The 15,192-nt window shown below is 67.8% G+C and carries 12 protein-coding genes and 1 pseudogene; 2 read left to right on the top strand and 11 right to left on the bottom strand.

Going from position 1 to position 15,192, the window contains the following annotated elements:
• The 10 genes and pseudogenes from CN97_RS12420 to CN97_RS20680 all read right to left on the bottom strand — a co-directional run bounded on the left by CN97_RS12420 (position 1) and on the right by CN97_RS20680 (position 13,006).
• Positions 1 to 2,670: a nitrate reductase gene (locus tag CN97_RS12420; protein WP_084684148.1), complete on the bottom strand. Its 2,670-nt coding sequence runs from the start codon at positions 2,668 to 2,670 to the stop codon at positions 1 to 3.
• Positions 2,667 to 3,035: a nitrite reductase small subunit NirD gene (gene nirD / locus CN97_RS12415; RefSeq protein WP_248700092.1), complete on the bottom strand. Its 369-nt coding sequence runs from the start codon at positions 3,033 to 3,035 to the stop codon at positions 2,667 to 2,669. The genes CN97_RS12420 and nirD overlap by 4 nt, the downstream gene beginning before the upstream one ends.
• Complete coding sequence (gene nirB / locus CN97_RS12410; protein WP_035711940.1) at positions 3,032 to 5,473, bottom strand: nitrite reductase large subunit NirB; 2,442 nt, start codon at positions 5,471 to 5,473, stop codon at positions 3,032 to 3,034. Before nirB ends, nirD begins: the two co-directional genes overlap by 4 nt.
• A gap of 21 nt (positions 5,474 to 5,494) precedes the next feature.
• On the bottom strand, positions 5,495 to 6,442 hold the full coding sequence (locus CN97_RS12405) for a GAF domain-containing protein (protein WP_051911217.1): 948 nt from the start codon (positions 6,440 to 6,442) through the stop codon (positions 5,495 to 5,497).
• Positions 6,442 to 8,099, bottom strand: a pseudogene (locus tag CN97_RS12400) (ABC transporter ATP-binding protein). Before CN97_RS12400 ends, CN97_RS12405 begins: the two are co-directional and overlap by 1 nt.
• A gap of 5 nt (positions 8,100 to 8,104) precedes the next feature.
• Positions 8,105 to 9,181 (bottom strand): ABC transporter permease, encoded by a 1,077-nt coding sequence (locus tag CN97_RS12395; RefSeq protein WP_035711938.1) that lies wholly within the window; start codon positions 9,179 to 9,181, stop codon positions 8,105 to 8,107.
• A gap of 11 nt (positions 9,182 to 9,192) precedes the next feature.
• Positions 9,193 to 10,545 carry a CmpA/NrtA family ABC transporter substrate-binding protein gene (locus tag CN97_RS12390; RefSeq protein WP_088217540.1) on the bottom strand — a complete coding sequence of 451 codons (1,353 nt, stop codon included), beginning with the start codon at positions 10,543 to 10,545 and terminating at the stop codon, positions 9,193 to 9,195.
• A gap of 283 nt (positions 10,546 to 10,828) precedes the next feature.
• Complete coding sequence (locus CN97_RS12385) at positions 10,829 to 12,001, bottom strand: ABC transporter substrate-binding protein (RefSeq protein WP_035711935.1); 1,173 nt, start codon at positions 11,999 to 12,001, stop codon at positions 10,829 to 10,831.
• Positions 11,998 to 12,588 carry an ANTAR domain-containing response regulator gene (locus CN97_RS12380; protein WP_035711932.1) on the bottom strand — a complete coding sequence of 197 codons (591 nt, stop codon included), beginning with the start codon at positions 12,586 to 12,588 and terminating at the stop codon, positions 11,998 to 12,000. Before CN97_RS12380 ends, CN97_RS12385 begins: the two co-directional genes overlap by 4 nt.
• A gap of 130 nt (positions 12,589 to 12,718) precedes the next feature.
• The gene (locus CN97_RS20680; protein WP_131389834.1) at positions 12,719 to 13,006 is read right to left on the bottom strand and encodes a hypothetical protein; all 288 of its coding nucleotides are present in this window, start codon (positions 13,004 to 13,006) and stop codon (positions 12,719 to 12,721) included.
• Positions 13,007 to 13,162: 156 nt separating this feature from the next.
• On the opposite strand from CN97_RS20680, the gene CN97_RS20675 reads away from it, so the two are divergent.
• A complete protein-coding gene (locus CN97_RS20675) occupies positions 13,163 to 13,318 on the top strand; it encodes a hypothetical protein (RefSeq protein WP_169743197.1) in 156 nt (51 codons plus the stop codon).
• A gap of 17 nt (positions 13,319 to 13,335) precedes the next feature.
• Entirely contained in the window at positions 13,336 to 14,454 is a 1,119-nt protein-coding gene (locus CN97_RS12370) for an NAD(P)/FAD-dependent oxidoreductase (RefSeq protein ID WP_176414901.1), read from the top strand.
• Here CN97_RS12370 and CN97_RS12365 read toward each other — a convergent pair.
• Positions 14,426 to 14,626, bottom strand: coding sequence for a hypothetical protein (locus tag CN97_RS12365; RefSeq protein ID WP_035711928.1), 201 nt, complete (start codon positions 14,624 to 14,626; stop codon positions 14,426 to 14,428). The genes CN97_RS12370 and CN97_RS12365 overlap by 29 nt on opposite strands.
• Positions 14,627 to 15,192 lie beyond the last annotated feature (566 nt).

Raw genomic sequence — 15,192 nt, 5'->3', positions numbered from 1 at the left:
CTATTCGGCGGCGGTGGCGGTGTGGGCGTGGATCAATCCACGGATTTCGGCGCGGCAGGAGCCGCAATTGGTGCCGGCCTTCAGCGCGGCGCCCAGGGTCTCGACCGTGACGGCGCCGCCGGCGATGGCGGCAGCGATGGTGTTCACGCCCACGTTGAAACAGGCGCAGACGATGGCGCCGGGGTCGGGGCGGTCGCCACCCGGCCGCCCGGCGAGGGCGTCGTTGTCCATCTCGCCGACCAGCCCGGCCAGATGGGTGCGGGCCACCGCCACCGGTTCGCGCGCGACGAAGAGGGCGGCGCGGATCCGCCCCTCCTCACGCAGGGCCATGCGGGCGAGGCCACGCGACGGGTCGGCGATGGTCATCGCCTCCGCCCCCGGCAGGCCGAAGAGGCGGCGCGCCTCTGTCTCCCAATCCGCAGGCGCTTCCAGCCCGGCCAGTTCGGCGCGATAGCCGCGCGCGGCCCGTGCCTTGGCCCAATAGGCGCAATCGGGTTGGAAGTCCTGCGCCGAGACGGCAAAGCCGTACCAGGCGGCGACAAAGGGCGTCACCCCCGCCACCGCCGCCTTGCTTTCCGGCTGGCCGGAGATCGGGTCGGTCACGGCGGCGACCAGCCGGTCGATCCGGCCGGAGGGCGCGGTCTCCCCCGTCCAGTGCATCGGCGCAAAAAGGTCGCCGCGCCGGACGCGGGGGGTAACGAGGACGCGCAGGATGGCGGTGCCGGTCGGGCTGGTTACATGGGCGAGGCCGGCAGGCTCCAGGCCATACAGGGCGGCATCCTCCGGATGCACCTCCAGAAACGGCTCGGCGATATGCTGGTTCAGCCGGGCGGAGAGGCCGGTGCGGGTCATCGTGTGCCACTGGTCGCGGATGCGCCCGGTGTTCAGGCGGAAGGGGAAGGCGGCGCTGGTCGCGGCCGCCGGCGGGCGCGGGGTCAGCGGCAACATCCGCCCCTTGCCCGAAGGGGTATGGAAACGCCCGTCGGCAAAGAACCGACCCCCCTCGCGCGCCGAGGTCTTCGGCCAGCAGAACGGCTGGAGCGCGGCATAATCCGCGTCCCCGATGTCCTTCAGGGCGGAGATGTCGAAATCCGACCCCAGCCCCCCTGCCACGCCTGAGAGCGCGGCATGTTCGCGAAACACCGCCGCCGGACCGGCCCAGCCAAAAGCCTCCGGCCAGCCCATACGCGCGCCCACCTCCGCCAGCACGCGCCAGTCGTCCCGCGCCTGCCCCGGCGCGGCAAAGAGTGCCCGCTGGCGCGAGATGCGGCGTTCGGAATTGGTCACCGTGCCGTCCTTCTCCCCCCAGCCGGTTGCGGGCAGCAGCACATGGGCAAGCCGCGTGGTATCCGTCTGCGCCATGATGTCGGAGACGACCACGAAGGGGCAGGCCGCGATCGCCGCCGCTACCCGGCCCGCATCGGGCATGGTCACGGCCGGGTTCGTGCAGATGATCCAGAGCGCCTTGATCCGCCCGTCCTCGACCGCGCGGAACATGTCCACCGCCTTCAGGCCGGGCCGCTCCGCCATGACCGGCGCCGACCAGAAGCCCTGCACGGCGGCGCGGTGATCGGGGTTCTCGATCTCCAGATGGCAGGCCAGCATGTTGGCCATCCCACCCACCTCGCGCCCGCCCATCGCATTGGGCTGGCCGGTGACGGAGAAGGGGCCCATGCCGGGGCGGCCGATCCGCCCGGTGGCCAGATGGCAGTTCAGGATCGCATTGACCTTGTCCGCGCCGGAGGAGGACTGGTTCACACCCTGCGAAAACACGGTGACGACCTTCTCCGTCCCGATCCAGAGGTCGAGGAACCGGGCGATGTCGCCGGCATCCAGCCCTGTCGCCGCAGGGTCGGAGGCGCGGGCGGCGGCGACGGCGGCGTCATAGCCCTCCACCCGCGCCAGATAGCCCCAGTCGGCGGCGCCGCGGGCGTCGATCTCCGCCAGCAGCGCATTGAAGAGCGCCACGTCCGATCCCGGAGCCAGCGGCAGATGCAGGTCGGCAATGTCGGAGGTGGCCGTCCGGCGCGGGTCGATATTGACAACGCGCATCGCGGGCCGCGCGGCCTTGGCCGCCGCCAGCCGCTGATAGAGCACCGGGTGGCACCAGCCGAGATTGGAGCCGACCAGCACCACCAGATCGGCCTCCTCCAGATCCTCATACTGCCCCGGCACGGTATCGCTGCCGAAGGCGCGTTTGTGCCCGGCCACGGTCGAGGACATGCAGAGCCGGGAATTGGTGTCGATATTGGCCGAGCCGATGAAGCCCTTCATCAGCTTGTTGGCAACGTAGTAATCCTCGGTCAGCAACTGGCCGGAGACGTAGAGCGCCACGCTGTCCGGCCCATGCGCGGCGATGGTGTCGCGAAACCGCGCGGCCACCAGCGACAGCGCCGCCTCCCAGCTCGCCTCCTGCCCGCCGATGCGGGGCGACAGGAGCCGCCCCTCCAGCCCCACCGTCTCCGCCAGCGACGAGCCCTTGGAGCAGAGGCGGCCCAGGTTCGCGGGATGCGCGGCATCGCCCGTCACGGTCAGCGCGCGGTCCGCGCCGGGGCGGGCCGTCACGCCGCAGCCCACGCCGCAATAGGGGCATGTGGTGGCGATCGCCAGGGCGCCCGTGGGGGCGGGGCCGCGATCGTCCGTCCCGCCGTCCCGGCCCCCGCCGCTCATGCCACGGCCCGCCGGGCCAGCAGCGCCGCGTCGATCAGGATCCGGCCGCCCGCCACCGTCACCGCATGGGTGGCGACGCGGCCCTCATCGGCACCCTGCGCCTCGCCGGTGGCAAGGTCGAAGACCCAGTTGTGCAGCGGGCAGGTGACCCGCGTGCCATGCACGATCCCCTCGGACAGCGGGCCGCCCTTGTGCGGGCAGCGGTCGTCCAGCGCAAAGACCCGGTCATCGGCGGTGCGGAACACCGCCACGCAGCCCGCCGCGGTCTTGACCACCCGCGCGCCCTGCGGCGGGATGTCGGCCAGCGCGCCGACGTCGATCAGCCCGTCGCCCAGATCCGCCTGGCCCTCGAACATCCCGTTCATTCCGCAGCCTCCATCCGGGTGAGATCGGCCATCGGGCCCCAGTCCTTGCGCTCCGCGGGCTTGGCATGTTCGGCCCAAGGATCCTTCCGATAGACCGATTGCGAGATCTCGAACCGTTCGATCAGCGCCGCGCGGCTGGCGGGGTCCTCCACCACCTGCGCCTTGATCCAGTCCATCCCGACCTTGGCGATCCATTTGTAGGGCCGGTCGAGATATTTCGCGTTTTCGCGGTAGAGCTGGACGAAGGCCACGACGATCTCCATAGCCTCGGCTTCCGAGGGGGTGCTGGCGAGCGGCTGGATCTCCTTCAGATCCATGCCCGCCGCCCCGCCGACCCCGATCTGATAGCCGCTGTCGACGCAGACGATGCCCAGATCCTTGCAGGTCGCCTCGGCGCAGTTCCGCGGGCAGCCGGAAACCGCCATCTTGACCTTGTGCGGCGTCCAGGATCCCCAGAGCGTCTTTTCCAGCTTGATGCCGAGCCCCGTGGAATCCTGCGTGCCGAAGCGGCAGAAATCGGTGCCCACGCAGGTCTTCACCGTGCGGATGCCCTTGGAATAGGCAAATCCCGACACCATGCCGGCGGCGTTCAGATCCGCCCACATCGCCGGCAGATCCTCCTTCTTCACGCCCAGAAGGTCGATCCGCTGCCCGCCGGTGACCTTGACCATCGGCACGTTGAACTTCTCGGCGGCATCGGCGATGGCGCGCAGCTCCCTGGCCGAGGTGACGCCGCCGGCCATCTGCGGCATGACGGAATAGGTGCCGTCCTTCTGAATGTTGGCGTGGTTCCGTTCGTTCACGAAGCGCGACTGGCGGTCGTCCTTGTAGTCCAGCGGCCAGTCCGCCAGCAGGTAGAAGTTCAGCGCCGGGCGGCAGGAATGGCAGCCTCCTGAGGTCTTCCAGCCCAACTCCTGCATCACCGCGGGCATGGATTTCAGCTCCATCGACTTGATGAGCCGGCGGACGTCCTCATGCGTGTGGTCGGTGCATTTGCACATCGGCTGCGCGGCGGGCTTGACGAAGCTGTCGCCCAGCGTCAGCGCCATCACCTGCTCCACGAGGCCCGTGCAGGTCCCGCAGGAGGAGGACGCCTTGGTCTCGGCCCGCACGAGGTCGAGCGTGGTGGCGCCGCCTGTCACCGCCTCCATGATCCGCCCCTTGCACACGCCGTTGCAACCGCAGATCTCCGCCTCAGGCGGCAATGCTGCAACGGCCGCCATAGGGTCCGGGCTGCCGCCCCCCTGGAAGGCGGGGCCGAAGATCAGCGTGTCGCGCATCGGCCCGATATCGGTGCCGTCCTTGATCAGCCCGAAGAACCACGATCCATCGGCGGTATCGCCATACATCACGGCGCCGATCAGCTTCTCGCCCTCGATGACCAGCCGCTTGTAGATGCCGCGTCCGGGGTCGCGGAACACGATGTCCTCGCGCCCGGGCGCATCGGCGAAATCGCCGGCGCTGAAGAGGTCGCAGCCAGTGACCTTCAGCTTGGTCGCGGTCTGGACGGGGCGGAAGGCATCCGCTTCATCCAGCAGCGCGCGGGCCACGACCTTCGCCTGATCGTAGAGCGGCGCGACGAGGCCGAAGAGCTGCCCGCAGTGCTCCACGCATTCGCCGACGGCGAGGATATCGGGGTCGGAGGTGACCATGGCGTCATCCACCACCACGCCACGGTTGACGGTCAGGCCTGCCTCCTTGGCGATGCGGGTTTCGGGCCGGATGCCGACCGCCATGCAGACCAGATCGGCCGGATAGACGGTGCCGTCGGCCAGTTCCACGCCCTCGACATGGGTGGTGCCGAGGATCGCCTTGGTGGCCCCGCTGCAATGCACGCGGATCCCCCGGCGTTCGAGGTCCTTCTGCAGCAGATAGCCCGCCGCGGGATCCAGCTGGCGTTCCATCAGGTGGCCGGTCAGGTGGATGACGACCACCTCCATGCCCCGCATCCTGAGGCCCGCCGCCGCCTCCAGCCCCAGAAGGCCGCCGCCGATGACCACGGCCTTCGCATCCGGGCGCGCTGCGGCCTCGATCATCTTGTTGGTGTCGTCGAGGTCGCGGTAGGTGACGACGCCCGCCAGATCCTTGCCGGGCACCGGGATGATGAAGGGCGCCGATCCGGTGCCGATCACCAGCTTGTCATAGGGCGTCTCGCCCTGGGCGGTGATCACGACCTTCCGGGCGGGGTCGATCGCGGTGACGAATTCGCCGAAGCGGCAGGTCACGCCGCGGGCGGCATACCAGTCGCCGTCATGGGTGACGATCTGCTCATAGGTCTTTTCGCCCGAAAGCACGGGGGAGAGCATGAGCCGGTTGTAGTTGCCGCGCGGCTCGCCGTTGAACAGCGTTATCTGATAGGCGGCGGGATCGGTCTCGATCAGGTGCTCCAGCACCCGGCCGGAGGCCATGCCGGCGCCGATGACGACAAGTTTCTTCATCTTACGGTCTCCTCGGGGGGATTAGAGGAACCAGGCGACGACACGCGCCACCTCGCCATGAACATGCTGGGGAAGGGCGACGACGCCCGCGAAACGGGGCGCGCCGGGCAGGGCCGCGGGCGCGGCCTCGACCACCGGGGCGCCGGTGGCCATCGCCTGGCCCACCGCGCCCTGCCAGGGCTGGACCTGGCGGTCGCTGTCGAAGATCGCGCCCTCGGTGTCGCAGAACCCGTCGATCAGCGCGGCGCTGGCCGCCCGGCCGCTCCGCCCCGAGGCCACCCGCCAGATCTCGAACCGGCGGGCGACCGGGGTGGCGGGCGCGGAGAGCAGCGTCAGCACATGCGCCGCCCCCGAGGGGGTGGGGATCGGCAGGCCGAGCCCGGTGTCGAGCCCCGCCGCGCGTGCCGCCGCCGCCCGCAGGAAGCCCGGGCTGCGACCCAGCCCGTGCAGCAGGATGGGCGCATTCGCCCCCCAGACGCCGCCGGGCAGGCCCTGCCCGCGCCGGAACGCCACCTGTTCGGACGCCTCTCGAAAGGCGGTCGCGGCACCGTAGAACCCAGCCTCGAGCCGCAGGGCATCGCCGTCCTCGCTCCAGATCTCGACCGCGCCCACCCCCTGCTCGGCGGCGGCGAAGAACATCACCAGCACGCCCTTCAGCGCCTCGCCGCAGAAGACCGGCACGGCCAAAGCCGCGCCGAGACCGGACGCCGCCGCCGCCGCGCCGCGCCGGAAGGCGGGGTCGGTCAGGTCGTGCATCAGCACGGGCCGCGCCTCCGCCCAGGCGCGGCCCGGCAGGCCCTCGCCCTTGCCGAAGCTCTCCCCGGCGCTGGTTTCGTCAAAGGCGGCGAGCGCACCGTAAAGGCCGCCCGAACGGGTCAGCCGGCCGCTGCCGGGATGCGGGGTCCAGACCTCGGTGGCCTGGATGAAGGCGGCCGGGGCGGCCGCCTGTTGAATCGCGGCTGCGTCCATCACGCGGCATCCTTCTTCTTGTGGGCGCCATGCTCATATTCCTCGAGGAAGGACAGAACCTCCTCGCGGTAGGTGTAGTAATCGGGGTGGTCGAGCAGCGCCTTGCGGGTGCGCGGCGGGGCAGATCGACCTCCGTGATCTTGCCGATGGTGGCCCGCGGCCCGTTGGTCATCATCACCACCCGGTCGGCGAGCAGGATGGCCTCGTCCACGTCATGCGTCACGCAGACGGCGGTGACCTTGGTGCGGCTCCACACCTCCATCAGCACCTCCTGCAATTCCCAGCGGGTCAGGCTGTCCAGCATCCCGAAGGGCTCATCCAGCAGCAGCAGTTTGGGCGAGAGCGCGAAGGCCCGCGCGATACCGACCCGCTGGCGCATCCCATTCGACATCTCGGCCGCCGGACGGTGCATGGCATCGGCCAGCCCGACGCGTTCGAGGTAGTATTCCACCACCTCCTGCCGCTCCGCCTGCGTGGCGTTCGGATAGACCCGGTCCACGCCAATGGCGACGTTCTGCAGCGCGGTGAGCCAAGGGAAGAGGTTCGGCGACTGGAACACCACCGCGCGCTCCGGGTCCGCCCCCTCCACATGCAACCCGTCGAGCTTGATTGCGCCCTTGGAGATGCCGTTCAGCCCCGCCGTCATCGTCAGTACGGTGGATTTGCCGCAGCCGGAATGGCCGATGAGGGAGACGAATTCGCCCTTCCTCAGCGTGAGGTTGAAATCCTCCACCACCGTCAGCGGGCCCTTCGGCGTCGCGTAGATCTTGTGGAGCTGGGAATACTGCAGATAGCGGTCGTCGCCCGCCGAGGCGGCGGCGGCCTTGGCCAGCGCCTTCGGCAGGGAATGCAGCGGCAGCACATTGGGCAGCCGGCGCGTCTCGGGCGCCTTGCCGGCGATGCCGATATCCATGAGGTATTTCGTCACCTCCGCCCGCAGCGCCTTGAAGGCCGGGTCGTGGTTCATCGCGGCCCGGTCGCGCGGACGGGGCAGCGTCACCGGGAAATCCGGCCCGAGCCGCCCGTCCGGGGTCAGCACGACGATGCGGTCGGCCAGCGTGATCGCCTCATCGACGTCGTTCGTCACCAGGACGACGGTCTTCTTCTCCCCCTCCCAGATCCGCTCGATCTCGTCGGCGAGATTGGCCCGCGTCAGCGCGTCCAGCGCCGAGAGCGGCTCGTCCATCAGCAGCACCTCGGGGCTCATCGCCAACGCGCGGGCGACCGAGACGCGCTGACGCATCCCGCCCGAAAGCTCTGCCGGGCGGCGGTCCACCGCGTGGGGCAGGCCGACCATGGCGATGTATTTCGCCACGATGGCCTCGCGTTCTGCCTTGGACTTCGCCTTGTGGACGGCATCGACAGCCAGCGCCACGTTGCCCTTCACGGTGAGCCAGGGCATCAGCGAATAGGACTGGAACACCAGCCCGCGCTCCGGCCCCGGTCCGGTGATCGGCTGGTCCTTGAAGGTGACGCGGCCCCGGTCCGGCCGGGCAAGGCCCGCCATGAGGTTCATCAGCGTGGTCTTGCCGGTGCCGGAGAAGCCGAGGATGGCGAGGAATTCGCCGTTGCGCACCGTCAGCGTGATGTCCTGCAACACCTCGCGCCGCGTGGCGCCCGTGCCGAAGCCGATGGAGACATTCTCCAATGCGATCATGGCGCTCACCGGTTGCTGGTGAAGGTGAACATCGACTGGATCGCGAACATCATCCGGTCGAGGATGAAGCCGGTGATCCCGATGGTCAGCACGGCGACCATGATGCGGGCGAGCGACTGAGCCGAGCCGTTCTGGAACTCGTCCCAGACGAATTTGCCAAGGCCCGGATTCTGCGCCAGCATCTCCGCCGCGATCAGCACCATCCAGCCCACGCCGAGGCTGAGCCTGAGCCCGGTGAAGATCAGCGGCAGCGCCGAGGGCAGCACCAGTTTCGTCACCTTGGTCCAGACGCCGAGCTTCAGAACCTTGGACACATTGACCAGATCCTTGTCGATGGAGGCGACCCCCAGCGAAGTGTTGATCAGCGTGGGCCAGAGCGAGCAGAGCGTGACGGTGATGGCCGAGACGATGAAGGATTTCGAAAGACCCCCATCCCCGCTCGTCATGGCGGCGGAGACGACCATGGTGACGATCGGCAGCCAGGCCAGCGGCGAGACGGGCTTGAAGATCTGGATGAACGGGTTGATCGCGGCATTGGCGGTCGCCGACATGCCCGCGAGGATGCCAAGCGGCACGGCGATCAGCGTACCGATCAGGAAGCCGAAGAACACCGTCTGGATCGCGGTCCAGATCTGCTCATAGAAGGTGGGCCGCCCGGTATAGGCGCGTTCGCGCACCTTGTCGGGCTGGCCGTCCGCGATGAACTGGGCGTTCCGTGCCGCCTGCTGGGCATAGAATTCGGTGCGTTTGACGCGTTCCTGCGCGGCTTCCTCGTTCAGCTGCATGGCCTGCTCCCAGACCTGCGCTGGCCCCGGAATGGCGCCGAGCGAGGTCTGCACCTGCGGCGCGGCCCAGGCCCAGGCGAGCAGGAACACCGCGATCGCCACGATCGGCACGCCGAGGAGCTGCCACAGCTCCCGCGCCTGCGCCTTGGGATTGTCGCCCGCGATCAACCGCAGCAGCGGGGTGAGGAAGGCCAGCCCCAGGATGCGGAACCAGCGGTCGGCCTGGCCGATGCGGGCAAAGGTGCGGGCGCGTCTGGCCTCACGCGTCGCGGTTGAGGCGGAGTCGATGGCGGTCATGGCTCGGGCTCTCAGTTGGTGATTTCGCCGCCGACGACCCGCTGCGACCCTTTGAGGCCGATGGGCAGGCTGTCGATGTAGGCGTTGGGCTGGCGGGGATCGAAGGGGATGGCATCGATGAACTCGGCGCTGGCCGGTTTGTAGCCGTCGGTGGCAAGGTCGAAATCGGCGGCCGTCGCATGACCGTCGGCGATCAGCGCCTCGGCAGCCTCCTTGTAGATGGCGGGCTTGTAAACGGCCGCCGCGGTCTCGGCATACCAGGCGTCGGATTTGGCCTCCGGGATCTGGCCCCAGCGGCGCATCTGGGTCAGCGTCCAGATGGCGTCGGAATAATAGGGCAGTGTGGCGTGGTAGCGGAAGAAGACGTTGAAATCCGGCGCCGGGCGCTTGTCGCCTTTTTCGTATTCAAAGGTGCCGGTCATGGAGTTGGCGATCACCGCCCGGTCGGCGCCGACATATTCGGGGCGCGACAGGATCTCCACCGCCTCGGCCCGGTTGGCGTTGTCGCCCTCGTCCAGCCACATGGCGGCGCGGATGAGCGCCTTGGTCAGCGCCTTCAGCGTCTCGGGGTTTTCCTCGGCGAACTGGGCGGTGACGCCGAAGACCTTTTCGGGATTGTTGTGGAAGATGTCGTTGTCGGTGATGACCGGCACGCCGATGCCCTTGGCCACCGCCGCCTGGTTCCACGGCTCGCCCACCGAATAACCGAGGATGGTCCCCGCCTCCAGGGTGGAGGGCATCTGCGGCGGCGGCGTGACGGAGATCAGCACCTCGCCGCCGATCTGGCCGGAGGTATCCTCGGTCGAATAATAGCCCGGCGCGATGCCGCCCGCCGCCAGCCAGTAGCGCAGTTCGTAATTGTGGGTGGAGACGGGGAACACCATGCCGAGGCTGAAGGGGGTACCGGCATCGGCATAATCGGCCACCACCGGCTTCAACGCGGCGGCGGAAATCGGGTGCTGCGGCTTGCCGTCGGCGCCCATCGTCACATGGGGCTTCATCTCGTCCCAGACCGCGTTCGACATGGTGATGGCATTGCCGTTCAGGTCCATCGAAAACGGGGTGACGATGGCACCCTTGGTGCCGTAGCCGATGGTGGCGGCCAACGGTTGGCCGGCCAGCATATGCGCGCCGTCCAGCTCGCCCGAGATCACCCGGTCGAGCAGCACCTTCCAGTTCGACTGCGCCTCCAGCGTGACAAAGAGGCCCTCATCCTCGAAAAAGCCCTTTTCCTTGGCGATGGCGAGGGGGGCCATGTCGGTCAGCTTGATGAAGCCGAGCGTCAGTTCGTCCTTTTCCAGACCTGCGGCAAGCGCCGGCGAGACAAGACTGGTCGTCGCGAGAATCGCGAGAATGCAACGCATCAGGGTAATCCTTGGCTAAGGTCTGGCTGGGACCGGATCTGAACAGGGGGCGGCAGGGCCAGGTATCGGGTGGGGGAACGTCAAAAAACCGCTGACCATCGTCGCGTCAAAAGACTCGATGGGTCGAGCGGCTTCGCTCATGTACCCACGTCTTTGCGGGCAATGGTCGGGCGTGACATCGTCGTCTCGCCGTTAATACCTTATTCGCATCCCTATCCGCATCGCCCAACCTTTTTCCGCGCTGCCGCAATGTGTCTGTTCGCGTTTGCCTGCAATTCAGGCGTCAGCTGCGATCCGGGTCGAAAATCGCGCCGTCAAAGAAACGGCTGCGGCTCAGAATCATGGTTCCCTGCCGCGTCGGCAAGGCCAGATCGGCCTCCAGCGCCCCCTCCACCTTGGCGGAAGCGCCTGGCTGAAGGGCCCCAACCCTGCCCAGATTCGCGCGGTAGAGATCGCTGCGGAACACCGCTTTGCCGACCTCCCGCGCGTGCTCGGCATCGAGCCCATAGCGCCGCGCCAGGCGGGCGCCGATCCACTCCCCCTGGCTACGCCAGGGAAACGGCGCCAGACCCGCAAAGAATTCCTGGAATTGCGGAACGGGGCGCGGCTCACCGCCGGGCATGGTGACGATATGCTGGGTCAGCGCGCGTTCGATCACGGCGCGGGGAACGCCGACATACTCCGGCCTCGCCAGAAGCTCGGCGGCGGCGATGATGTTGCCCGGTTCGGCCAGCCAGCGTCCCCCCTTCCAGAGCGCACGCATCAGCCGAGCGGTCATATCCGGCTCCGCCTCCACTACGTCATGGCGCATGGCCAGCACCTTGTCGGGCGCAAAGGACCAGATGGCGGACCCGGGCAGCAGAAGCTGGCCCACTCCGGTTTCCACCGCGATGGAGCCCCAGGGTTCGCCCACACAGAAGGCATCGATCTCGCCCGCCGCCATCGCTTCGGCCATCTGCGGCGGCGGCACCGTGCGGATCACGAGGCCCGGCGGCAGGGGGCCCAACGCCTCGAGCCAGTAATGCACGAGTTCCGCATGCATGGAAAACGGGAACGGCACCCCGATCCGCAGCGCGCCGCCAGTCACGGCGATCAGCTGGCGCCCGGCGGCATAAGCGTCATCGAAGCCGAAATCGTGGCCTCCCTCGCGCAGACGCAGCCCAAGCGCGGTGGACACTCCGATGATCATGCCGCCGATGGACATCACCTGTACCACGTCCACCGCCGATCCGAGCCCGCCCAACCCCAGCGTCATCGCCACCGGCAGGGGGGAGAGCAGATGCGCCGCCTGCACCTGCCCGAACGCCAATTGGTCGCGCAGCGCCGACCAGGAGGGCTGGCGAGACAGCTTCAGCTCCAACCCCTCCTCCTCGGCAAAGCCCAGCTCCCGCGCGACGATCAGCGGCCCGGCATCGGTCAGCGCGATGAAGCCCGCGGTCAGGGGTATGCCGGTCATCGCAGCAGATCCGCCGCCATCACCAGCGCGCGGGCCACATCGGCGATTTTGCGCTTCTGGTCCATGGCTGCGCGGCGGAGCAGCGCATAGGCCTCATCCTCGCTAATGCCCTTGGCGCGCATCAAAAGGCCCTTGGCCCGATCAATGACCTTCCTCTCCTCCAGCGCGGCCCGGGTGGCGGCAAGCTCCTCGCGGATATTGCGGAACATGTGGAACCGCGCGATAGCGGCATCGAGGATCGGGCGGATGCGGTCGGCGCGCAGCCCGTCCACCACATAGGCCGACACGCCCGCCTCGATCGCCGCCCGGATCAGGCCGGGGTCGGAGCGGTCGACGAACATGGCCACCGGGCGTTCGAGCGGGCCGGTGGCAAGCGTCAGCTCCTCCATCTCGTCGCGTGACGGCGAGGCGAGGTCGATCAGCACCAGATCCGGTTTGGCCGCCGCGATGCGGCGCGCCAGACCGGTGTCGTCGCCGATGACGGTAATGTCGGCGTCCATCGTTCCGGCCTCAATCAGCGCGTCGCGTATCATCGCGGCGCGTTCGCGGTCCTTCTCGACGATGGTGATGGAAAGTGTGCGCGTCATATCGCCATCCGTGCAGAGCTTGCGGCGCGGAGCAAGAGGCAAAGCGGTGGTGAAGAGGTGAACGCCCGTTTCGCGATCAGTCCTGCTCGCGGCACGTTGAAGAAACAGGCGTTTGCGCCGTTCCCGCACCTCAAGCCATGTCGATCAGCGCCGAGACGATCATGGCGTGGGGATGCCGGCGGCGGCGGCCGATGCCGGGGGGACCAGGCCCCTTGGCCTGCGGATCGTCGCGGGACACTGTCCTTCTGCGCATCACGGCTGGATTGCCCGTCGCGGGCCTGCAGGAAACCGGCCTCAAACGAGGCTGACCATTATCCTTGAGGTCGCGGTTCTCTCGTTTGACCAGTTCAGACATCAGTCCCAGGCTCGGCGTGAAGCAGGTGATGACCGCGTTCCCGATCCCGCGCAGCCGCTTCAAGGGCGTCGCGGGTGATCCTTCGGGCGGCGAACAGCAACAGCTCGCCATCGCGCGGGTGATCCTGCAGCAGCCCTCGCGCAATCGTCTCTGGGCCTTGCTCCCTCGGTCAGGGATCGGGTCCATGAGAGCCTTCCCGTGCTGAACCGCGATGCCGGCATGACATTGTTGATCGTGGACCGGTCGACGGCGCATATTCTCGACGCCATTCCGAAAGTTTACGTTCTGCGCAATGGCCGGGTTGCCCTTTCCGGGAATGTGGAGGAGGTCGGCGGGGAGAAGGCGCTGGAAGACACCTCTTTCGGCTACGGTTGAACGTTCGGGGGAACTTGATGGACAGGGTTGACTGCATCATCGCGGGAGCGGGCGTCGTGGGCCTCGCCATCGCGCGGGAAATGGCGCGGCGCGGGGTGGAGGTGCTGATCCTGGAGCGGGAGGCGGCCTATGGCACCGGTACCTCCTCGCGCAATTCCGAGGTTATCCACGCGGGCATCCACTACGATCCCGGCAGCCTGAAGGCGCGGCTCTGTGTGCGCGGCCGGGACATGCTCTATGCCTATGCCGCGGAAAACGGCGTGCCCCACCGGCGCTGCGGCAAGCTGATCGTAGCAACGAGCGCCGATCAGACCGCGGCGCTGGACGGGATCGTGGCGCGGGCCGCGGCCTCCGGCGTGACCGACCTGCGGCGGCTCAGCGCGGCCGAGGCGCAGGCGATGGAGCCGCAGCTTTCCTGCACGGCGGCGCTCCTCTCCCCCTCCACCGGCATCGTGGACAGCCATGCGCTGATGCTCTCTCTGCTCGGCCAGGCGGAGGCGGGGGGTGCGATGCTGAGCTTGGGCAGCAGGGTGGAGGCGGTGGAGGTCGTGCCGGACGGGTTTGTGGTCACGACACGGGACATGGCCAGCGGCGAGCGGTTCACCATGGGCGCGCGGATGTTCATCAACGCCGCGGGCCTCCATGCATCGGAGGTGGCGGCTGCGATCCGGGGCCTGTCGCCCGGGCATGTGCCGCAGACGCTCTATGCGCGCGGGAACTACTACAGCCTGCCGGGACGGCCCGCGTTTTCGCGGCTGGTCTATCCGGTGCCGGAACCCGGCGGCCTCGGGGTGCACCTGACGCTGGACCTTGCGGGCGGGATGCGCTTCGGCCCGGATGTGGACTGGATCGAGACCGTCGATTACCGGGTAAACGGTGCCCGGCGGGGCCATTTCCAGACGGAAATCCGTAAATACTGGCCGGGGCTGCCGGAGGATGCGCTGGCGCCGACCTATTGCGGCATCCGCCCGAAACTCTCCGGCCCCGGCGCCCCCGCTGCCGATTTCCGCATCGACGGGGAGGAGGTGCATGGGGTACCGGGCCTCGTCAACCTGTTCGGCATCGAAAGCCCGGGCCTGACATCCTCGCTGGCCATCGCGGAGCTTGTCAGCGCGCGGCTGCCTGCAGCGCGGTGAGCCGACGGTTTACAAATGCGGTATCGAGACCTTGGGCGGCGTAAGGCTCCACTATGCCTTCTGCCTTCAGCACCAGCAGGAAAGTGGCGGCGAGACCCCAGACCACATCCGCCCGCGGATTGTTCTTCTCTTCCAGCAGCTTTGCGGTGATGACGCCGGTGGAATCCCGCACCCAGTTGATCTTGATCTCGGGGGGATCGGCGTTGACTGCGGTCGCGTAGCCTTCCAGGAACTCCGCCTCAAGCGCTGTTTAGACCGTCAAGCTCCCCCGGCTTTCGCTGAAAGTGCTGCGACGGAGGATGTGGCAAGGGCCAGTGCAATAACCTTCGACATCGGCGAAACTCGATCGGGCCGGACATCAGGGCGAATTCAATCAAACCACGGGCACTTTCTGTAGCGCCGTACTTCGAAGAAACCCAAATTTAGAAGGTATCGATAATAAGTATTTGCCTCGTCTGATCGTTTATGTTGCTGCAGTGCGGCAGAGATAGAGGCATTATTATTTACATGCCGCCCGCAGGTGCGCAGCGATGCCTCGGAACCACCCAAATCCTCGTCGCCCGTGCCACGGTGATGCGGGAGCCAAATGGTCCCGCTTTCTCCGTCATCACGCTGTGCGAATAGATCAGGGCTGCTCACCATTCTCCAAGCGCATATTGATCATCTCGATGACCGCCGGGAGATCGGCGATCGTGTCGATGGTATAGTCCCACATTTCCCAAGTAAGGCGCTGATTTC

The sequence above is a fragment of the Haematobacter massiliensis genome (genome assembly GCF_000740795.1).
Lineage (GTDB): Bacteria > Pseudomonadota > Alphaproteobacteria > Rhodobacterales > Rhodobacteraceae > Haematobacter > Haematobacter massiliensis.
This window is presented reverse-complemented; position numbering and strand designations above follow the sequence as displayed.